General features: G+C 72.7%; 17 protein-coding genes and 1 pseudogene. 11 read left to right on the top strand and 7 right to left on the bottom strand.

Annotation, left to right across the window (positions count from 1 at the left end):
• Positions 1–68 precede the first annotated feature (68 nt).
• The gene (locus tag J1M38_RS03615) at positions 69–1,274 is read right to left on the bottom strand and encodes a 5-(carboxyamino)imidazole ribonucleotide synthase (RefSeq protein ID WP_206481429.1); all 1,206 of its coding nucleotides are present in this window, start codon (positions 1,272–1,274) and stop codon (positions 69–71) included.
• Positions 1,275–1,436: 162 nt separating this feature from the next.
• Between J1M38_RS03615 and J1M38_RS03610 the strand changes: the two genes are divergently transcribed.
• Positions 1,437–1,997 carry a GtrA family protein gene (locus J1M38_RS03610; protein WP_206451541.1) on the top strand — a complete coding sequence of 187 codons (561 nt, stop codon included), beginning with the start codon at positions 1,437–1,439 and terminating at the stop codon, positions 1,995–1,997.
• Between the two features lie 27 nt (positions 1,998–2,024).
• On the opposite strand, the gene J1M38_RS12160 is transcribed toward J1M38_RS03610, so the two are convergent.
• Positions 2,025–2,648 (bottom strand): hypothetical protein, encoded by a 624-nt coding sequence (locus tag J1M38_RS12160; protein WP_020628242.1) that lies wholly within the window; start codon positions 2,646–2,648, stop codon positions 2,025–2,027.
• A 171-nt stretch (positions 2,649–2,819) separates the two neighbouring features.
• Between J1M38_RS12160 and J1M38_RS03600 the strand changes: the two genes are divergently transcribed.
• Positions 2,820–3,341, top strand: coding sequence for a WhiB family transcriptional regulator (locus tag J1M38_RS03600; RefSeq protein WP_206481430.1), 522 nt, complete (start codon positions 2,820–2,822; stop codon positions 3,339–3,341).
• 55 nt (positions 3,342–3,396) lie between these two features.
• On the opposite strand, the gene J1M38_RS03595 is transcribed toward J1M38_RS03600, so the two are convergent.
• The gene (locus J1M38_RS03595; protein WP_241246439.1) at positions 3,397–3,942 is read right to left on the bottom strand and encodes a hypothetical protein; all 546 of its coding nucleotides are present in this window, start codon (positions 3,940–3,942) and stop codon (positions 3,397–3,399) included.
• Between the two features lie 62 nt (positions 3,943–4,004).
• Here J1M38_RS03595 and J1M38_RS03590 point away from each other — a divergent pair, with 62 nt between their 5' ends.
• The 3 genes from J1M38_RS03590 to J1M38_RS03580 are packed head-to-tail and all read left to right on the top strand — an operon-like array spanning position 4,005 to position 7,180.
• Complete coding sequence (locus J1M38_RS03590) at positions 4,005–4,307, top strand: DUF3499 family protein (protein WP_010079302.1); 303 nt, start codon at positions 4,005–4,007, stop codon at positions 4,305–4,307.
• A 45-nt stretch (positions 4,308–4,352) separates the two neighbouring features.
• The gene (gene ahcY, locus J1M38_RS03585) at positions 4,353–5,912 is read left to right on the top strand and encodes an adenosylhomocysteinase (RefSeq protein WP_220478842.1); all 1,560 of its coding nucleotides are present in this window, start codon (positions 4,353–4,355) and stop codon (positions 5,910–5,912) included.
• A gap of 47 nt (positions 5,913–5,959) precedes the next feature.
• The gene (locus J1M38_RS03580; protein WP_206481432.1) at positions 5,960–7,180 is read left to right on the top strand and encodes a DUF1461 domain-containing protein; all 1,221 of its coding nucleotides are present in this window, start codon (positions 5,960–5,962) and stop codon (positions 7,178–7,180) included.
• Positions 7,181–7,265: 85 nt separating this feature from the next.
• Here J1M38_RS03580 and J1M38_RS03575 read toward each other — a convergent pair whose 3' ends face one another.
• From J1M38_RS03575 to J1M38_RS11935, 4 genes are all read right to left on the bottom strand, one after another.
• Complete coding sequence (locus J1M38_RS03575) at positions 7,266–8,354, bottom strand: alkene reductase (protein ID WP_002854482.1); 1,089 nt, start codon at positions 8,352–8,354, stop codon at positions 7,266–7,268.
• Between the two features lie 105 nt (positions 8,355–8,459).
• On the bottom strand, positions 8,460–10,298 hold the full coding sequence (locus J1M38_RS03570) for an AMP-dependent synthetase/ligase (protein ID WP_049160162.1): 1,839 nt from the start codon (positions 10,296–10,298) through the stop codon (positions 8,460–8,462).
• Between the two features lie 68 nt (positions 10,299–10,366).
• The gene (locus J1M38_RS03565; RefSeq protein WP_342356200.1) at positions 10,367–11,890 is read right to left on the bottom strand and encodes a phospholipid carrier-dependent glycosyltransferase; all 1,524 of its coding nucleotides are present in this window, start codon (positions 11,888–11,890) and stop codon (positions 10,367–10,369) included.
• Between the two features lie 69 nt (positions 11,891–11,959).
• The gene (locus J1M38_RS11935; protein WP_241246438.1) at positions 11,960–12,445 is read right to left on the bottom strand and encodes a hypothetical protein; all 486 of its coding nucleotides are present in this window, start codon (positions 12,443–12,445) and stop codon (positions 11,960–11,962) included.
• Between the two features lie 452 nt (positions 12,446–12,897).
• Here J1M38_RS11935 and rsmI point away from each other — a divergent pair, with 452 nt between their 5' ends.
• From rsmI to J1M38_RS03530, 6 genes and pseudogenes are all read left to right on the top strand, one after another.
• Complete coding sequence (rsmI, locus tag J1M38_RS03555; RefSeq protein WP_206481435.1) at positions 12,898–13,782, top strand: 16S rRNA (cytidine(1402)-2'-O)-methyltransferase; 885 nt, start codon at positions 12,898–12,900, stop codon at positions 13,780–13,782.
• A 186-nt stretch (positions 13,783–13,968) separates the two neighbouring features.
• On the top strand, positions 13,969–14,664 hold the full coding sequence (locus J1M38_RS03550; RefSeq protein WP_206501171.1) for a hypothetical protein: 696 nt from the start codon (positions 13,969–13,971) through the stop codon (positions 14,662–14,664).
• 239 nt (positions 14,665–14,903) lie between these two features.
• Positions 14,904–15,026: pseudogene (locus J1M38_RS03545) on the top strand (16S rRNA (cytidine(1402)-2'-O)-methyltransferase); the annotation flags it as partial.
• A 183-nt stretch (positions 15,027–15,209) separates the two neighbouring features.
• Positions 15,210–16,697: an NAD-dependent succinate-semialdehyde dehydrogenase gene (locus J1M38_RS03540; RefSeq protein ID WP_049147844.1), complete on the top strand. Its 1,488-nt coding sequence runs from the start codon at positions 15,210–15,212 to the stop codon at positions 16,695–16,697.
• Positions 16,698–16,817: 120 nt separating this feature from the next.
• A complete protein-coding gene (locus J1M38_RS03535; RefSeq protein WP_206481437.1) occupies positions 16,818–17,771 on the top strand; it encodes a TatD family hydrolase in 954 nt (317 codons plus the stop codon).
• A 33-nt stretch (positions 17,772–17,804) separates the two neighbouring features.
• Positions 17,805–19,616, top strand: a complete 1,812-nt coding sequence (locus tag J1M38_RS03530) for an ABC transporter ATP-binding protein (RefSeq protein ID WP_206481438.1) — start codon at positions 17,805–17,807, stop codon at positions 19,614–19,616.
• The last annotated feature ends 29 nt before the right edge of the window (positions 19,617–19,645 follow it).

The raw sequence follows: 19,645 nt of genomic DNA, 5'->3' as shown, positions 1-19,645 counted from the left end.
GCGCCCCGAGCTTCAGATGCGTGGGGTGGTGTCGGGCGCGAGAGGTGTGTATAAGGAGACAGTGGCGGTCATGGGCGGGCCTCCGTCTCGGTGCCGGTGGTGGGGGCGTCGTCGCGCAGCAGTGCGGCGGCGGACTCGGCGGTCCGCACGGCCTCCTCGAGGCTGAGGCCGTGGTCCGCGACGACGTTGACGTGACCGACCTTGCGGCCCGGGCGCACGTCCTTGCCGTAGAGGTGGACCTTGGCCTGCGGGTGGGCGGCGAGGGCCGCGACGCTGCCGGCGTGCAGGTCCTCGCGGGCGCCGCCGAGGACGTTCTTCATCACGACGCCGGCCCCGCGGGGGGCCGTCTCGCCCAGCGGCAGGTCGAGCACGGCGCGGACGTGCTGCTCGAACTGGCCGGTGACGGCGCCGTCCATGGACCAGTGGCCGGAGTTGTGGGGGCGCATGGCCAGCTCGTTCACCTGGAAGCCCGGGCCGATCCCCGGCGTCTCGAACAGCTCGACCGCGAGCATGCCGGTGACGTCCAGCTCCTCGGCGAGTCGGACGGCCGCGGCGGTCGCGGCCGCGGCGACGGCCGGGTCGAGGTCCTGGGCCGGGGCGACCACGAGGTCGCACACGCCGGCCACCTGGACCGAGTCGACCACGGGGTAGACGGCCACCTCACCGGAGGGGGTGCGCGCCACCTGCGCGGAGAGCTCACGGGAGAAGGGGACGAGGGCCTCGGCCAGCAGCGGGGCGATGCCGGCGCCGAGCCACGCGGCCAGGGTGCCGTCCGCGGCGGAGGCGCGGGCGTCGTCGGCGTCGTCGAGCTTGAGCACGCCCTTGCCGTCGTAGCCGCCGCGGGCGGTCTTGAGGATCATGGGCCAGCCGTGCTCGTCGCCGAAGGCGAGGACGGCCTCGAGGTCGTCGACCGGCGCCCACGCCGGGTTCGGCAGGCCCAGCCGCTCGACGGCGGCGCGCATGACCAGCTTGTCCTGCGCGTGCTGCAGCGCCTCGGGGCCGGGGCGCACGGCGACGCCGGCCTCCTGCAGGGCCCGCAGGTGCTCGGTGGGCACGTGCTCGTGGTCGAAGGTGACCACGTCCACCGTGGCCGCGAACGCGCGCAGGTCCGCCAGGTCCGCGTGGTCGCCGACCACGTGGGGGGCGACCTGGGCCGCTGACGCGTCCGGGGCCTCCGCGAGCACGCGGAAGGGCACGCCGAGCTCCGCGGCGGCGCCCGCCATCATGCGGGCCAGCTGCCCGCCACCGATCACACCGAGTCGAGGGGAAGTCACCCGCACAGGGTAGTCGGACCGGCTGAGGACTCCGTCACGGAGGGGCGGCCGATGCCGGGCCCGGGGAGGTCGCGCCCCGGGGGCGCGGCTACAGTGTTCCCCAGCCCTGCGCGGGTCCGCCCCGCGTGCACACCCCCGTCCCGAACCGAGGAGTCCACGCCCATGCTGTCCGATCTCTGGGGCCGCCTGACCGGGATGGTCTCCCTGCTGTGGCGGGAGGTGGCCAAGTTCGGCACCGTCGGTGCGGCCGCGTTCGTGGTGGACTCGCTCGTCTTCTGGTGGATGATGACCGGCCCGCTCGAGGGGTCCAACGTCAAGGCCAAGATCGTGGGCGGCGTCGTCGCCACCCTGTTCAGCTGGGTCGCCAACCGCTACTGGACGTTCCGGGACAAGCGCTCCTCGAACAAGACGCGCGAGCTCGTGATGTTCCTGATCATGAACGCGATCGGGCTGGGCATCCAGGCCGGCTGCGTGGCGATCGCGCAGTATCTGATGGGCGTGACCGACCCGACCGGCCTGTTCATCGCCGGCAACGTGATCGGCCTGTTCTTCGGCACCGTGTTCCGCTACTTCGCCTACCGGTTCTGGGTGTTCAAGGAGGAGCTGGACGTGGAGCCCGGCTTCGCCAACGACCTCGCGATCATCACCGGCCAGATGCCCCTGCTGCGCGACGACCAGCTGCCTGCGCACGGCCGGCACCGCACCCCCGACGCCGGGGTCTGAGCGCCCCGGCCTGACCCCGCCGCCCCGTCAGGGGCGCACGGTCACCGCCCGGCCCGCGTCCCACGCCTCCAGCGCGGCCCGCACTCCCGCCCACGTCAGGCGGGGGCGCGGGCCGTCGTCGTCCGGGGCGACGTCGGCCCCGGCCGGGATCGACGCGGGCCGCACGTGGTCCACGGGGCCGGGCAGGGCGTCCGGCTGGGCGCGGATCTCGGCGGCCACGTCCACGACGGCCGGGTCGACGGCTGGGCCGTCGAACTCGGGCTCGAGGCCGCGCGGCAGGGCGACGGCGAACACGGCCACGGACGGGTCCGGCCACGCCTCGGGCCGGTCCGTGAGGACGGCGGCGGGGGAGTCGCCCTCGAGGGCGGGCTCGGCCTCGGCGCAGAGCACGCCGAGGGCGAGGGCGTGGGAGAGCCAGTGGACGGGCAGGTCCAGGGCGACGGCGTCGCCCGCGCCGATGCCCTCGGCGCCGAGCAGGCCCGCGAACTTGGCGGCCCAGTTCACGGTCACACGGCCCGAGAGCTCGATGCGCTGGTCCACCGCGCCGGGCTCGTCCGGGGCCCCCGGCTCCTGGACGAGCGCGGGCCGCGGGGAGGAGGCGAGGCGGAGCACGAGGGGGCCGGTGGACCGGGGTGCGGAGAGGGAGACCATGGGCCCAGTGTGGCACCCGCTCGGTTTGACTCGGCATGAATCACACCGATGTAATGAACCCGGGCCAACGGTCCCGCCAGGAGGGGCCCGCCGGCGTGCCCGGCACCCGCGCGGACCGCATGGTCACCCGGCCCACAGCCGCCACGTCGATCCCGGGAAGAGGCGTCACACATGGAGCAGACCCAGCGAGTCGAGGACGCGCACCGCGCCGATCCCGCGCCGGCGCCTCGTCCGCGGAGCGTCCCCAGCGACTGGTTCCTCGACCCCGCCGACCCGCAGGCCGGCGTCGCCGGCGCGAGCCTCGAGGATCAGGCGACCGCCTTCCTCACCGCCCACGACCTCGACGGCGAGACCGGCACCCCGGCCGCCACCGTCACCGCCCTCTTCCCCGGTGACGCGCGTCCGGTCGAGGCCGTGCCCGTCTCCGCCGACTGGGCCGCCATCCCGGGCGTGACCACCGAGCCCGTCGAGGGCGAGCTGGCCTGGCAGGCGGACGCCCTGTGCGCGCAGACGGACCCCGAGGCGTTCTTCCCGGAGAAGGGCGGCTCCACGCGGGACGCCAAGCGCGTGTGCGAGGCCTGCACCGTCAAGGACGCGTGCCTGGAGTACGCCATGGCGAACGACGAGCGCTTCGGCATCTGGGGCGGGCTCTCCGAGCGCGAGCGTCGCCGCCTGCGCCGCGCCCGCGCCTGACGCACCGCGCTCATCCGCCGGGCGCGGTGCCCGGTGCGGACCGCCCGGTCCGGGCTCAGCCGCGGCCCCAGCTGGGGTCGAGCACCTGCGGGTCCACGCCCAGCGCGTCGGCGCAACGGCTCAGCGCCACCCCGTAGACGGCCCCCTCGAGGTCGGCGGGGTCGGCCGCGTCCCGCAGCGGCCGCTCGAACAGGGTGATCAGCACCCCGTCCCGGCCCTGCCGCTCGGCCCGCGCGAACAGCGCCTCCTCATCCCGTTCCCGGCCGGCGTGCAGCTCGCGCAGCCGCTCGTCGAGCCGGTCCGGGATGCGCTCCACCCGCGCGGTCACGTGCCGCAGCCCGGGCGCGTCCAGGGAGCCCAGCCGGTCCACCGCCTTCTCGACGGCGGTCAGCAGCGCCTCGCCCCGGCCCCGCTCCGAGCGTGCCCCGAACGGGCGCGGATGCCGCAGCCCCCGGCCACGGCGGTCCCGGCCGCCGCGCGCCGCGGGGGAGGAGACGCCGGCCTCGGCCGGGCCGCCCTCGACGCCCGGCTCGGCCCCCGCGGCGTCGCCCGCCCGGAACGGCAGGGGGTCGAGGGGATCGGAGGCGGCGGGCGCGGTCATGCGCGCCATGGTAGGCCACCGCCCCGGGCCGTCCGCCGAGTAGGGTGGCGGGCGTGGGACCCATGCGACGCTGCAGCAAGACCGGATGCCAGAGCCCTGCCCTGGCCACGCTGACGTACAACTACGCGGACTCGCAGGTGGTCATCGGGCCCCTGTCGCGCCGGGCGGAGCCGCACACGTACGACCTCTGCGGCGAACACGCTCGGCGCACCACGGCCCCGCGGGGCTGGGAGGTGCTGCGGCTGGAGCTGCCCGAGCACTACGAGGCCCTCGACGCGGACGGTGGAGTGCGCACGGTGCCCACCCGGCCCATGGCCGCCCCGCCGGCCCGCCCCGGGCTGCGCGTGGTGCGTGACGGGGACTGACGCGGCACGTGTCGTGCCGTCCGGGGCGTCGCTAGGCTGGAGGGCATGACTGAGACCTCCGCAGAGTTCCGCACCCCCGACGTCGACCCGGCCTTCGCCAACCGCACCACCGTGCCCGGTGCCTCGTTCGACTTCACGGTCCGGGACCTGTCCCTGGCCGAGGCGGGCCGCCACCAGATCCGCCTGGCCGAGCACGAGATGCCGGGGCTGATGTCCCTGCGCGAGGAGTACGGGGAGGCCCAGCCGCTGAAGGGCGCCCGCATCGCCGGCTCCCTGCACATGACCGTGCAGACCGCCGTGCTCATCGAGACCCTCATCGCCCTCGGCGCCGAGGTCCGGTGGGCCTCCTGCAACATCTTCTCCACGCAGGACGAGGCCGCCGCCGCCGTCGTCGTGGGCTCGGGAACCCCCGAGGACCCGCAGGGCGTGCCGGTGTTCGCCTGGAAGAACGAGTCCCTCGAGGACTACTGGTGGACCGCCTCGCAGATCCTCACCTGGCCGGGCGCGGACGAGGATCCGGAGCGCGGCCCCAACATGATCCTGGACGACGGCGGCGACGCCACCCTGCTGGTGCACAAGGGCGTCGAGTTCGAGGCCGCGGGCGCCGTGCCCAGCGCCACCGAGGACGACCCCGAGGAGTACCGGATCATCCTCGAGACGCTGCGCCGCTCGCTGGCCCGCGACCCGCAGCACTGGACCCGGACCGCCGGCACCCTGCGCGGCGTCTCCGAGGAGACCACCACGGGCGTGCTGCGCCTCTACCAGCTGGCGCAGGAGGGCCGCCTGCTCTTCCCGGCGATCAACGTGAACGACGCCGTGACCAAGTCCAAGTTCGACAACAAGTACGGCATCCGCCACTCCCTGCCGGACGGCATCATGCGCGCCACGGACGTGCTGATCGGCGGCAAGGTCGCCGTGGTCTGCGGCTACGGCGACGTCGGCAAGGGCGCCGCCGAGGCTCTGCGCGGCCAGGGTGCCCGCGTGATCGTCACGGAGATCGACCCGATCTGCGCGCTGCAGGCCGCGATGGACGGCTACCAGGTGGCCCGCCTCGAGGACGTGGTGGGCGAGGGCGACATCTTCGTCACCACCACCGGCGGCAAGGACATCATCATGGCCGAGCACATGGCCGCCATGAAGGACAAGGCCATCGTGGGCAACGTCGGCCACTTCGACAACGAGATCGACATGGCCGGCCTGGCCCGCATCCCCGGCGTCGTGAAGACGGAGATCAAGCCGCAGGTCCACGAGTGGACCCTGGACGGCGGCACGGAGGCCGAGCGCAGCATCATCGTGCTCTCCGAGGGTCGCCTGCTGAACCTCGGCAACGCCACCGGCCACCCCTCGTTCGTGATGAGCGCGTCCTTCACCAACCAGGTGATGGCGCAGATCGAGCTCTTCGGCGGCTCCACGGGCACCGGCGCCCTGACCGGCGAGCACTACGAGAAGCGCGTCTACACGCTGCCCAAGGTGCTGGACGAGAAGGTCGCCCGCCTGCACCTGGACGCCCTCGGCGTCGGGCTGACCGAGCTGACCAAGGTCCAGGCCGAGTACCTCGGCGTGGACGTGGCCGGCCCCTACAAGGCCGACCACTACCGCTACTGATCCCCGGCGCCCGCGGGCGGACGGACCCACTCGAGAGAGGCACGAGCATGGCTTCCCATCAGGCCGGCCGCGGGCGCGACGAGCGCGCCGGGGCGGAGGACTTCGAATCCGGGCTGGACTACGGCGCGTTCGTCCAGGACGACGCCGCGGACGACCCGAACCGCACCCAGGCGCTGCCCGCCATGGGCCGGGACGACGACGGCGGCGCCCAGCACACCTCGGCGCTCAGCCCCGAGGACCTCGCCGCGCTGCGCGGCGGGGACGCGGCGGCCGCGGACCGACGCGACGCCGGCCGCCCGGCCGTGGACGCCGACCGCGACATCGTCGCCTCCCGGGCCGTGCCCGAGGGCGACCGGCGGCCGTTGCCCGGCGCCGACGAGCTCGGCCCGCTGAGCGCCGCCGTCGGGGCCCGCGCGGCGGGGTCGAGTGCCGCCGCCCCGGTCGACCGCTACCCCGAGGACGGCACGGCCGCCCCCGTGGCGCAGGAGGCGGCCCTGCAGGGGCCCACGCCGGAGGAGCGCGCGCGCCTGCCCAAGGCGGGCCCGCGCCTGGCGCAGGTGCTGCTGGCGATCCTCGCCCCGCTCGCCCTGCTGCTGGCCGCCGTCCGCCTCGTGGCGAGCCCGGTGTTCCTGTGGCTGGAGTACCACCGGCCCGGGTTCCCCGCGGACCGGTTCGGCTTCACCCTCGCCGACCGCATGCACTACGGCTCCGCCGGGCTGGACTACGTGACCAACCTGGCCGGGCCGCGGTACCTCAGCAGCCTCACCCACCAGGGCGCGCCCCTGTTCACCGAGGTCGAGGTCGACCACATGACGGACGTGAAGACCGTGCTGTGGATCGCCGCAGCGGCGCTCGTGGTGCTCGTGGTGGTGTGCGCCCTGCTCATCGCGTCCCTGCTGCGCACCAGCCCCGGCGGGGTGCGCCGCGCCCTGTTCGCCGGCGCCGTGTGGCTGCCGCTCGCGGTGATCGCGCTCGCGGTCCTGGCGGTGCTGGGCTGGGAGACGTTCTTCGCCGGGTTCCACTCGCTGTTCTTCGCGGACGGCACGTGGACGTTCTCCGTGCAGGACGCGCTGATCCGCCTGTACCCGAGCCAGTTCTGGATCGACGCCGCCGCCGCGGTGGGCCTCATCAGCCTGCTGACCGCCCTGCTCACGCTCGTCTTCACCTGGCCAACGCGCCGCCGTCGCGAGCGCACCGCGGACCAGCGCAGTGCCTTCGAGTCCACGCGCCTGCGCTGGGCCCGCGAGGAGGACGCGCAGCTGCGGTGACGGGCCGCTGAGGCCCCCGCACGAACGCGCCCCGCCCCCCAGTGATGGGAGGCGGGGCGCGGTGCGTCCGGCGGGTGTGCGGGTCTCAGGAGGACGGGGACCCGTCCACGAACGGGTAGTCCGTGTAGCCGTGCGCCCCGCCCGTGTAGAACGTCGTCGGGTCCGGCTCGTTGAGGGGCAGCCCCTCGCGCCAGCGGCGCGCCAGGTCCGGGTTGGCGATCAGCTCGCGGCCCACGGCCACCGCGTCGGCCAGGCCGTCCTCCACGATCCGGCGGGCCTCCTCCAGGCCCGTGACCGCGCCGAAGCCGCTGTTGAGCACCAGGGGCCCGGAGAAGGACTCGCGCAGGTGCGCCGCGAGGTCACCGGCCACGTCCTGGTGGATGACGGACAGGTAGGCCAGGTCCAGGTCGGCGAGGCCGGCCAGGAGAGCGTCGTAGGTGGCCAGGACGTCCGCGCGGTCCTCCTCGATGGTGCCCTGCACGTTGTGCTCGGGGGAGATGCGCAGGGCGGTGCGCTCGGCGCCGATGGCCTGGGCGACGGCGCGCACCACCTCCACGGTGAGGCGCGCCCGGTTCTCGGGGGAGCCGCCGTAGGCGTCCTCGCGGGTGTTGCTGGAGGGCGCCAGGAACTCGTGGAGCAGGTACCCGTTGGCGCCGTGGACCTCCACGCCGTCGAGCCCGGCCTCGACGGCCCGGCGGGCGGCGTCGGCGAATTCGGCCACCACGCGGGGCAGCTCCTCCGTGTCCAGGGCGCTGGGCACCGGCCCCTCCATCTTGCCGCTGAACCCGCGCACCGGCACCCCGGGGGCGATGGCGCTGGGGGCCTCCGGCTCCGCGCCGCGCAGCAGGTCCGGATGGCACATGCGCCCGCCGTGCATGACCTGGACGAACACGTGTCCGCCGGCCTCGTGGACGGCCTGCGCCACGGCACGCCACCCGTCGGTCTGGGCGTCGTCGGCGAGGCCGGTCTGGCCGGGGAACGCCCGGCTGCGGAAGGAGGGGAAGGCGCCCTCGGTGACGAGCAGTCCGGCAGTGGCGCGCTGGGCGTAGTGCTCGGCGTGCAGCTCGGTGGGGACGCCGTCCTCGCCCGCCCTCTGGCGGGTCAGGGGGGCCATGACGATGCGGTTGTCCAGGCGCAGGGCGCCGACGTCCAGGGGGTCGAACAGGGAGGGCACGGTGGTTCCGATCGCTCGGGGAGATGGTCCTCCGCGCCAACCGGCCGCCGCCGGAGGTTATTCCGGAGGCAGGGCATTCCGGCGGCGGGGGTGCGGCGCCCTCCCTCAGCGGCGGTAGAGGGCCTCGACGTCGTCGGCGTGGTCCTCGATGACCTGGGCCCGCTTGAGCTTCTGGGACTGGGTGACGTGCCCGGAGTCCTCGGTGAACGGGTGGTCCAGGATGCGGAAGCGGCGGATGGACTCGGCGCGGGAGACGCCCGCGTTGACCTGGTCCACCGCCTCCTGGATCGAGGCCAGCACGGTGGGGTCCGTGGCGGCCTCGGCCGGGGTGAGGCTGAGCTCGCGGTCCAGGGCCCACTGGGTGAGGGCCTCGGTGTCCAGGGTGATGAGGGCGCCCACGAACGGGCGGTTCTCCCCGACCACCACGACGTGCTCGATGAGCCGGTGCTGGCGCAGCGCCTCCTCCATGGGCGTGGGGTACACGTTCTTGCCGCCGGCGGTGATGATCACGTCCTTCTTGCGGCCGGTGATCCGCAGGAAGCCGTGCTCGTCCAGCGTGCCGATGTCCCCGGTGCGGAAGAAGTCGTCCTCCATGGCCTCCGCCGACGCCTTGGGCATGCCGTGGTAGCCGTCGAACACCACGGGGCCGCGGATGAGGATCTCGCCGTCCTCGGCGATCTTCACCGTCACCCCGGCCACGGGCAGGCCCACGGTGCCCACGCGGTGCGCGCCGGGGATGTTCACGGTGGCCGGCGCGGTGGTCTCCGTGAGGCCGTAGCCCTCCACGATCGGGATGCCGGCGCCGCGGAAGAAGTGCACCAGCTCCGGGGAGAGGGCGGACGCGCCGGACACGCACGAGATCACCTCGCCGCCGAGGGCCTCCCGGATCTTGCGGTAGACCAGCCGGTCGAACAGCGCACGCCGGGCGCGCAGCAGGGCCGAGGGGCCGGGGCCGTCCTCGAACTCGGCCTCGTCCACGGCCGTGGACCACTCGATGGCGGTGCGCTTGGCGGCCGCGTAGATCGGCCCGGTGCCGCCCTTCTGGGCCTTGGCCTCGATGCCGGCCTCGACCTTCTCGAACACGCGCGGCACGGCCAGCAGCCACGTGGGGTGGAAGGAGGCGAGGTCGCCGAGCAGCGTGGTCGGGGAACCGGAGTGGGCCACCTGGATGCGGGCGTACAGGCAGATGACCTGGATGGCGTGGGCGAGTACGTGGGCCAGCGGGAGGAAGAGCAGGGTGCGCGACGTCGTCGTCTCCGGGGACCACTGGACCACCTCGCGCCCAAAGTGCAGCACGTTGATGGCCGCGCCCACGAAGTTGCCGTGCGTGATCACGGCGCCCTTCGGGCGGCCGGTGGTGCCGGAGGTGTAGACGATCGAGGCGGGGCTGGCGAGGGTCGCCAGGGAGCGGGCGTGCTCGACGGCGTCGTCCGACACGAACGCGCCGGCCTCGGCCAGCTCCGCCAGCCCCGCGTCCGTCAGCGGGAACGTCGCCACGTCCACGTCCGCGTGCCCGGCGGCCTCGGCGACACGCTCGCCGAGCTCCTCGCTGCCGACGGCGACCACCCGCAGCCCCGAGTCCGTGACGATGTGCTCCACCTGGTGGGCGGAGGAGGTCTCGTAGATCGGCACGGACACGGCGCCGGCGAACCACACGGCCTGGTCGAGGACGGCCCACGCGTAGGAGGTGGGGGAGAACAGGCCCACCCGGTCCCCGGGCTGGACGCCGCGGGCGATGAGGCCGGCCGCCACGGCGCGCACCTGGGTGAGGAACGCGGTGAAGTGGACGTCCACCCAGCCGCCCGCGCCGTTGCGCACGGCGTACACGGGGGCGTCCGGCCGGTCGGCACAGGAGGCGACGATCAGGTCCGTGATGGTGGAGTCCGCCGGCGGCATGCCGACGAGCTCGGTGGCGGACTCATGGACGAGGCTCTGGTTCTGCACGGTCCGAGCGTACCCATTTCCGGGCGTGCGGCGCGCGGTCGGGCACACCCGCGCCCGCGACGCGGCAGTCAGATCCAGCTGCTGAACCACATCCGCCAGCGCCACTGGTCGTACGGGATGACGTCGCCGATCCACACGGGCAGGAAGAACAGGGACACGGCGACGGCGATCGTCACGTACGCCAGCACCAGGGCCGAGCCCCAGCGGGGCCCGGGCCGGCGGCCCGGCCGCAGCAGCAGCGAGAGCGCCAGGGCGATCATCATCACGAGGAAGGGCTCGTAGGCGATCGTGTAGAAGAAGAACATGGTCCGCTCGGGCCACAGGAACCACACCAGCTGCCCGGCCGCGTAGGCGCCGAGCAGGGCGCCGGCCCGCCAGTCCCGGTGGCGCACCAGCAGCCACACGCACACGAGGACGGCGGCCAGGCCCGTCCACCACACGAACGGGTTGGCGATGTCCGTGATGGCCGCCGAGCACGCGCCCGCGGCGTCCGGCGGGCAGATCCCCTCGCCGGGCTCTGCGCCCTCGTAGTAGTAGCTCACGGGCCGGCCCATGAACGGCCAGGTCCACGGGTTGGCGGCGTAGTCGTGGGGGCTGGTGAGGCCCTGGTGGAAGGTCGTGGACTCCACGTGGTAGTGCCACAGGGAGCGCAGCGGGCCGGGGACCAGCCCGGCGAGCAGGCCCTCCGGCGGGTTGTCCCGGTGCCAGTCCCGGTAGTAGCCGCCCTCCGTGACGAACCAGCCGGTCCACGAGGCCAGGTAGGCGACCAGGCCGCCGCCCACCACGGCCACGAACGCGTACAGGCCGTCCTTCTCGACGCCGGCCCACGCCCAGCGCCGCACTCCGGCGGTCCGGCGCGCGGACATGTCCCACAGGACCGTGAGCAGGCCGAAGGCCGCCATGAACGCCAGCCCGGAGAGCTTCACGGCGCAGCCGGCGCCCAGCAGCACGCCCGCGAGCAGTCGCCACGGGCGCCAGCCGAGCCACGGCCCGCTGGCCAGGGCGTCGCGTCCCCGCCGGGCGACGTCGTGGGCGAGCCGCTCCGCGAGCAGCCGCCGCCCGTGGACGCGGTCCGCCAGGAGCGCGGCGAAGGCCGCGAGCACGAAGAACGAGAGGAAGATGTCCAGCAGCCCGATGCGGGACATCACCAGGTGGTGGCCCTCCACGGCCAGCAGCAGCCCGGCGACCGCGCCCAGGGACACCGAGCGCAGCAGGTGCTGCGTGACGAGGGCGACCAGCAGGACGGACAGCGTGCCGGCCACCGCGGCGCTGAACCGCCAGCCCACCCCGTTGTCCGGGCCGAACGTGAGCATGCCCAGGCCGATCAGCCACTTGCCCAGCGGCGGGTGCACCACGTAGGCGGCCCCCTCGAGCGGCTCCGCCTCCCCGCGCGCGAACGCGTCGTTGACGTCCTCGTCCCACCGCCGCTCGTAGCCGGACTCCAGGAGGGAGTAGGCGTCCTTGGGGTAGTAGGTCTCGTCGAAGATCAGCTGGTCCGGGTGGGCCAGGTTCGTGAACCGCAGGACGCCGGCGATCACCGTGACCAGCAGCGGCAGGATCCAGTGCCACCGCGTCAGGGGTGCCGCACTCACCCCGAGGCGGGCACGGGCTCCATGCTAGGCGGCGGGGTGGAGGAGGCCCCCTCGACGTGCGGTCTGCTCTCAGACGTGGCCGAGCGGCCACCGGCGGCGCACGGCGGGCGGGAGGAACCCTGCGACGTGCCGGATCCGGTCCTTGTGGGGGCGGAGCCGGAACTTGACCGCTGCCAGCGTGTCCACCGAGCGTTCCCGCCAGGCACGGCGGGCGCCCCTCAGGGGGCTGCGCACTCTGACGTGATACTTGTCCAGGAGCAGCTCAGGGACGATCTCCTGTCCGATGTCGAAGCGGTCGGCGAAGCGGGCGATGCCGAGTTCCTTGTCCGGATAACCCGTGAAGTGCATGACGAACGCGTCCGTCAGGGAGTCCTCGTAGTAGTGCCCGCGCGAGTTCAGCTCTCGGTGGCCGACGATCCGGACGCGCTCGGCGTGCCCGCCCGTCTGGATGGCCCACCACATCTGATCCTGGTCGCCGTGGGTGAAGAGGCCGTCGCGATCGTCGTCCCACCAGGCCCGGACCGTGGCCAGGTCCGCTGTCGAGGTGGACTCCACGATCGCGCGCCGTCTCGTCGTTCCGGAGCAGCATGACCCCGGTGTTGATGCGTGACCAGAACCCGTTCGGCTCTGTGGGCCCTTCGGCGATGACCAGGCTGATGTCGTCACGTTCGGCCTCGGAGATCAGGCGTCGGAGGTTGTCCGCCTCGAAGTCGGTGAAGAAGGCATCGTCGTCCATCCACACGAGCCAGTCATAACGCGGGAGCAGTCGGCGGAGGATGGCGACCTTGTAGTCGAACTTGGTGACGATATGCGGGTCGATGCCCGTCTCAAGCCGGTAGTCCAGCCCGTGCTCTCGAGCGTAGATCGCGTGGTTGACGTAGGAGCGCAGGCGAATCTCATCGCCACCGGACGTGATGCAGATGCGGGGCTCGACGGGCATGGTCCTGACCTTCCGGAGAGGCGTGGGCCCGGGCGGGCTCGGGGCGGTGCCTCTACGATCTTGACATATGACCCCGAGACCGACTGATCTGCCGTCCCCGACCGGCCGCATCGTCCTGGCCGCCACCCCCATCGGCAACCTCGGGGACGCGTCCGCGCGCCTGCGTGAGCTGCTGGCGGAGGCGGACGTGATCGCCGCCGAGGACACCCGGACCGCGCGGCGCCTGTGCGCCGGCCTGGGCGTCACCCCGGCGGGCAGGGTGGTGGCCCATCACGAGCACAACGAGGCGGCCTCCACCCAGGGGCTGCTGGACCAGGTGCGCGGCGGTGCCACGGTGGCGGTGGTCTCGGACGCGGGCATGCCCACGGTCTCGGACCCGGGCTATCGGCTCGTGGCGGCCGCGGTGTCCGCAGGGCTGCCCGTGACCTGCGCGCCCGGCCCCTCCGCCGTGACCACCGCGCTCGCCCTCTCCGGCCTGCCGACGGACCGGTTCGCCTTCGACGGCTTCGTCCCCCGCAAGGACGGGGAACGACGGCGATGGCTCACCTCCCTGCTGACCGAGGCCCGCACCGTGGTCGCCTTCGAGTCGCCGCAGCGTCTGGCGGACGCGCTGGCCGTCGTCGTGGAGGTCCTCGGTGCGGAACGGCCGGTGTGCGTGGCCCGCGAGCTCACCAAGCTGCACGAGGAGGTGGTGCGCGGCACCGCGGCCGAGGTGCATGCCTGGGCTGCGGAGCGGCACGCGGGGGAGGGGATCCGCGGGGAGATCGTGCTGGTGATCGGGCCGCCCGCACCCGGCGCCGAGGGCGAGACGTCCGAGGCGGACGCCGTCGCCGAGGTGGCGGTGCTGGTGGAGTCCGGCACCCGGCTCAAGGAGGCCGTGGCCGCGGTGGCCGGAGCCCACGGGATGCGGAGCCGGGAGCTCTACCAGGCGGTGCTCGCGGCCCGGAGCTGACACGTCCCCGGCTGCACAGCCAGCAGCCGCCTACCGCGTGAACGGTCGATTCACAACGGGTCTCTCAAGCGTGAATAATTACAGCTTCCACGACTCGTCGGTTGTGGCAGGACCGCTACTATGACAGGGTGCCTCATGCCTGTGGAGGTGCCCCAGGTCCTCAGAAGCGCCACGAAAGGCATTGGCATGGTCAACGAAACTCGAGTGATATCACGTCGGCAAGTAACCAAGGGTGTCACCTGGTCCGTCCCTGCGATCGCTGCCACCGCCGCAGCCCCGGCCTTTGCTGTATCGAACCCTGGCGTGGTTGCCGGCGCAACTCTGTACGCGAACCCGCTCATGACGAACTACGTCCAGCCGCAAAACGGTACGACCGCGCTCTATCTGAACGCCACACCGGGTGTGGGTATCCCCGATGCCACGGCCTGCCAATCCGTCCAGAACAAGAAGATCTCGATCGTCTACACGGCTCCTGCGGGCATCGTCGACTTCCGCAAGGTCCTGAACGCTCAGAAGGCCGGCACCCCCTACAACACCTACACGAACGGCAGCGTGGGCGACAGCAAGACCTTCTACACGTTGAAGGTCGGAGACCGCTTCGTGACCGGCACCAACCCCGCATACTGGGAAGTCACCAAGCTGGCCTCGGACGGGTCCTCCATCACCCTGACGTATTCAGCACCCATTACCGGCTGCTATTACTACGCACAGCCGTCATTCAATCCCTACTTCTGGGCCAAGGACGTGGCGTCCATGCTCAACCAGGTCCACCTCACCGCGTATATCGGCACGCAGCGCGTCGCGTTCGAGAAGGGGGCGGGGACGAACGTCACCTGGTCTGACGATCGCCTCGAGATCATCGGCCCCAAGACGACGAACTGACTCGAGTCTCTCTCAACCCACGTGTCAGCGAGGGGTGGCTGCAGCCTTCTGCAGCCACCCCTCGCTGCATTCATGGGCGTTGCTCCCACCTGCTGGAGCCGCCACGAGCCGAGGGCTCGATGGACTCGTCGGGTGTTGCACCCGGTGACCCAGTCCAGGATCGCGACCTCGATGGCGATCCCGGAGGGCCCTGGTGGCCCGTGCTGGTTGCACCAGATCCTCAGCGTCTCCACACCGACGCCGAGGTGGCGGTGCTCGTGGAGTCCGGCACCCGGCTGAAGGAGGCCGTGGCCGCGGTGGCCGGAGCCCATGGGATGCGGAGCCGGGAGCTCTACCAGGCGGTGCTCGCGGCCCGGGGCTGACACGTCCCCGGCTACACAGATGCTCATGCGCGATGGCGCGGCCCCGGGGCCTGGCTAGGATCAGCCGTGGAGCCGCTGCCGACCGCCGCCGGACGGCGTCGGAATACCCGTGGCCGTCCACCCGTTCCCCTGAGGGACGCGGGGCGTGCCGCCTCCGACCACCGACCCCGAAAGAGGTGCATCATGACCGTGACCGCTGAGCGCGAGAAGGCGCTGCTGGAGTCCGTCCCCACCGGCCTGCTGATCGACGGCGAGTGGCGCGATGCCTCCTCCGGCAAGACCTTCGACGTGAAGGACCCGGCCACCGGCAAGGTCATCGCGAGCCTGCAGGACGCGAACTCCGACGACGCCATGGCCGCCTTCGACGCCGCCTGCGCCGCGCAGGCCGACTGGGCCCGCACCCCGGCCAAGGAGCGCGCCGACATCCTGCGCCGCGCCTACGACCTGATCAACGAGCGCGCCGAGGACTTCGCACTGCTGATGACCCTCGAGATGGGCAAGCCGCTCGCCGAGGCCCGCGGCGAGGTCACGTACGGCAACGGCTTCCTGCGCTGGTTCTCCGAGGAGGCCGGCCGCCACTACGGCCGCACCCTCACCGTGCCCGAGGGCACCCTGCGCATGCAGGTGCACCATCGCCCGGTGGGCCCGTGCCTGCTGATCACCCCGTGGAACTTCCCGCTGGCCATGGCCACCCGCAAGGTGGGCCCCGCCGTCGCCGCCGGCTGCACCATGGTCCTCAAGGCGGCCAAGCTGACCCCGCTGACCACCCAGCTGTTCGCGCAGGTCATGCAGGAGGCCGGCCTGCCCAAGGGCGTGCTCAACGTCGTCGCGGGCTCCTCGGCCTCGTCGATCTCCGGTCCGATCCTGCAGGACCGGCGGCTGCGCAAGGTGTCCTTCACCGGTTCCACCCCGGTCGGTGTGCGCCTCATGAAGGACGCGGCGGACAACGTGCTGCGCACCTCGATGGAGCTCGGCGGCAACGCCCCGCTCATCGTCTTCGAGGACGCGGACCTGGACGCCGCCGTCGAGGGCGCCTTCGCCGCGAAGATGCGCAACATGGGCGAGGCCTGCACCGCCGCCAACCGCTTCCTCGTGCACGAGGACGTGGCCGAGGAGTTCACGCAGAAGTTCGTGGCCAAGCTCGAGGCGCTCAAGCCCCTGCGCGGCACCGACCCGGAGTCCACCCTCGGCCCGATCGTGGACGAGGGCGCGCGCGACGACATCGACCAGCTCGTCCAGGACGCCGTGGCGGCCGGCGGCGAGGTGCTCACCGGCGGCCACAAGATCGAGGGCGACGGCTACTTCTACGCGCCGACCGCGATCAAGGTGGAGAAGGGCAACCCGATCCTCCAGCAGGAGATCTTCGGCCCGGTGGCCCCGATCGTGACCTTCTCCTCCGAGGAGGAGGCCATCGAGATGGCCAACGACACCGAGTACGGCCTCGCCTCCTACGTGTTCACGAAGGATCAGGCCCGGATGTACCGCGTGGCCGAGAGCATCGAGTTCGGCCTCATGGGCTACAACGTGGGCGTCATCTCCAACCCGGCCGCGCCGTTCGGCGGCGTGAAGCAGTCGGGCCTGGGCCGCGAGGGCGGCGCCGAGGGCATCGAGGAGTACACCTCGGTGCAGTACATCGGCATCGCCGACCCGTGGGCGGCCACGAAGGCCTGACCCCTTCGCCGCGCCGCTCCCTCCGGGGGCGGTATCGGGTGGTATCCGACGTGGATACCACCCGATACCGCCCCCGAGGCGTGTCGGGGGGGCCGGGCTCGGCTCCCTAGAGTGGGGTGCATGGCCCACGCATCCGAGACCCCCCTCGCCTACCGCGCCCCCGCCCCGCAGCCGGACGACGACGACGGCCCGCGCCGGGACGCCCGCGAGGAGAAGTCGGGCCGCAAGCGCCGTCTCGAGTACCCGCCCGCACCGGAGCCGCTGCCGGTGCCCGTCGTGGACAACCACACGCACCTCGACTTCCGCGACGGCCTGGTCCGCGTGGACGTCCACCAGGCGATGGACGCGGCGGAGGCCGTGGGCGTGACCGGGGCGGTCCAGGTGGGCTGCGACGTCGCCTCGGCCCGGTTCACGATCGCGGCGATCGAGGCCGAGCCCCGCCTGCTCGGGGCCGTGGCGCTGCACCCCAACGACGCGGCCCGCCTGGCCGAGCGCGGCGAGTTCGAGGAGGCGTTCGCGCAGATCGCGGAGCTCGCCCGCCACCCCCGCGTGCGCGCCGTCGGCGAGACGGGCCTCGACTACTTTCGGACGCAGGACGAGGCCGGCCACGCCGCGCAGCAGGAGTCCTTCCGCCGGCACATCCGACTCGCCCGCGAACTCGGCACGGCCCTGCAGATCCACGATCGTGACGCGCACGACGACGTCGTCCGGATCCTGCTCGAGGAGGCGGCCGACGGCGGGCTGCCCCCGCACGTGGTGTTCCACTGCTTCTCCGGCGGGCCCGATCTGGCCCGCACGTGCGCCGAGCACGGCTGGCACATGTCCTTCGCCGGTCCCGTCACCTTCAAGGCCAACGACGAGCTGCGCGAGGCGCTGCGGATCGCCCCGGCCGAGCTGCTGCTCGTGGAGACGGACGCGCCCTTCCTCACGCCGCATCCGCATCGGGGTCGCCCCAACGCGCCCTACCTGATCCCGCTGACCCTGCGGGGCATGGCGGAGACGCGCGGCGACGACGTGGACGCCCTCGCCCGCGCGGTGAGCGAGAACACCGCCCGGGTGTACGGCTCGTTCTAAGCCGATCCAGACCCGGCCCCTAGGATGGACGACGTGCTGACCCGACTCCTCAAAGCCCGGCTGCCCGAGGGAACGCAGTACCTGGTGGACCGCCCCATGCGGATCCGCCTCGTGTTCGTGGTCCTCGGGTCCGTCCTCGTGGCCGGCCTCGAGATGGTGGCGCTCGCCTCGATCCTCCCGCTGGTCAGCCTGCTGACCTCGGGTGAGCTGGGCTCCCCGGCGCTCGAAGGGCTGCTGGCCCGGTTCGGGGCCGTGACGGTGCCGGAGCAGACGGTGGCCTTCGCCGTCGTGATCGTGCTGGCCTTCCTGCTCAAGGCGATCCTGGTGCTCGCGTTCCGCTGGTGGACCATGGGGTTCACCAACCAGAACCTGATCCGCACGTCCGCCACGCTGCTGCGCTACTACCTGCGGGCCGACTACGGCCTGCACCTGACGCGCACTGTGGGCACCCTGGTCAACAACGTCACCGGCACCTCCAGCATGGCGTACACGGGCGTGGTGAACGCGTCCGTCACGTTCCTCACGGAGGCCGTGACGCTCGTCGCGGTGGCGGTCGTGGTGGGCGTCTCCATGCCGCTGACGGGGCTCGGGATGGCCCTGTACTTCCTCGCCGTCGCCTGGGTGATCAAGACCGTGATCCGCCGCCCGGCCTCCCGCCTGGGCTGGACCCTGGTGACCGCGGGGGAGCGGGCCAACACGGCGGCGCTGCAGGGCCTGGAGAACTACAAGGACGTGAAGATCCGCGGCAACGACTCGGCCTTCATGGAGGAGTACCGCGCGGCCCGCATGGAGAGCGCCGAAGCCACGCGGCTCAAGATGATCCTCACGATGATGCCGCGCTACGTGCTCGAGGTCGCCTTCGTGGCCGCCATCGCGGCGCTCGTGGCCGTGGCCTTCATCCAGGGCCGCGGCGGGGAGGCGTTCGGCTCGCTCGCCCTGCTCGCGATGGCCGGCTTCCGCGTGCTGCCGTCCATGGCCGCGCTCATGGCCACCACCAATGAGATCCGCACCTCCTGGCCGGCCTTCGAGCGCACGACGGCGGAACTCGCCGCCGCGCAGCCGGTCCTGCACGCGGCGGACCGGCCCTACGAGCGCATCACGTTCGAGGAGGCCATCGAGGTGCGGGACGCGTCCTTCACCTACCCCGGCAAGGCCGAACCGGTCCTGCGCGACATCGACCTGCGCATCCCCTTCGGCTCCTCGTACGCCTTCGTGGGCGGCAGCGGTGCCGGCAAGACCACCCTGGTGGACCTGGTCATCGGCTTCCACCACGCCCAGCGCGGTGGGGTCTACGTGGACGGGGTGGAGCTCGAGGCCAACCCGCGGGGGTGGTGGGACAACGTGGCGTTCGTCCCGCAGTCCGTCACCGTGGTCAACGGGACGGTGCTGCACAACGTGCTCCTGGACGTCGAGGCCACCCAGACGGCGGACCGGGCCGAGGTGGAGCGCGTGCTGCGCGAAGCCCAGCTGGGCCAGTGGCTGGACGAGCTCCCCGACGGCCTGGACACCGTGATCGGCGAAGGGGCCGTGGGCGTCTCCGGCGGCCAGCGCCAGCGCCTGGGCATCGCGCGCGCGCTCTTCCGGCGGCCCCGCCTCCTCGTGCTCGACGAGGCGACGTCGGCCCTCGACAACCTCACGGAACGACGGGTCACCGAGGTGATCGAGTCGCTGCGCGGACGGATCACGGTCATCGTGGTCGCCCACCGTCTCTCCACGGTCAAGCGCTGCGATCAGATCGTGCTGATGGACCAGGGGCGGATCATCGGCCAGGGCACGTTCGCCGGGCTGCAGGAGACGAGCCCCGAGTTCCGCGAGCTCGTCCGGCTCGGTGACCTCTCCACCTGAGCGGAGCCCGCGCCGCTGCGTCCCGGCTA

The organism is Micrococcus sp. KRD070 (genome assembly GCF_017168435.1).
Lineage (GTDB): Bacteria > Actinomycetota > Actinomycetes > Actinomycetales > Micrococcaceae > Micrococcus > Micrococcus luteus.
The sequence above is the reverse complement of the archived record's forward strand: the minus strand, read 5'-3'. Positions and strand labels throughout refer to the sequence as shown.

Excerpts from the sequence above, each read along its gene's own strand:
- J1M38_RS12160 (WP_020628242.1), bottom strand. The coding sequence starts at position 2,648 with ATGGTCTCCCTCTCCGCACCCCGGTCCACCGGCCCCCTCGTGCTCCGC.
- J1M38_RS03580 (WP_206481432.1), top strand. The coding sequence starts at position 5,960 with ATGGCTTCCCATCAGGCCGGCCGCGGGCGCGACGAGCGCGCCGGGGCG.
- J1M38_RS03610 (WP_206451541.1), top strand. The coding sequence starts at position 1,437 with ATGCTGTCCGATCTCTGGGGCCGCCTGACCGGGATGGTCTCCCTGCTG.
- ahcY (WP_220478842.1), top strand. The coding sequence starts at position 4,353 with ATGACTGAGACCTCCGCAGAGTTCCGCACCCCCGACGTCGACCCGGCC.
- J1M38_RS03550 (WP_206501171.1), top strand. The coding sequence starts at position 13,969 with ATGGTCAACGAAACTCGAGTGATATCACGTCGGCAAGTAACCAAGGGT.
- J1M38_RS03590 (WP_010079302.1), top strand. The coding sequence starts at position 4,005 with ATGCGACGCTGCAGCAAGACCGGATGCCAGAGCCCTGCCCTGGCCACG.
- J1M38_RS03535 (WP_206481437.1), top strand. The coding sequence starts at position 16,818 with ATGGCCCACGCATCCGAGACCCCCCTCGCCTACCGCGCCCCCGCCCCG.
- J1M38_RS03600 (WP_206481430.1), top strand. The coding sequence starts at position 2,820 with ATGGAGCAGACCCAGCGAGTCGAGGACGCGCACCGCGCCGATCCCGCG.
- rsmI (WP_206481435.1), top strand. The coding sequence starts at position 12,898 with ATGACCCCGAGACCGACTGATCTGCCGTCCCCGACCGGCCGCATCGTC.
- J1M38_RS03595 (WP_241246439.1), bottom strand. The coding sequence starts at position 3,942 with ATGACCGCGCCCGCCGCCTCCGATCCCCTCGACCCCCTGCCGTTCCGG.
- J1M38_RS03540 (WP_049147844.1), top strand. The coding sequence starts at position 15,210 with ATGACCGTGACCGCTGAGCGCGAGAAGGCGCTGCTGGAGTCCGTCCCC.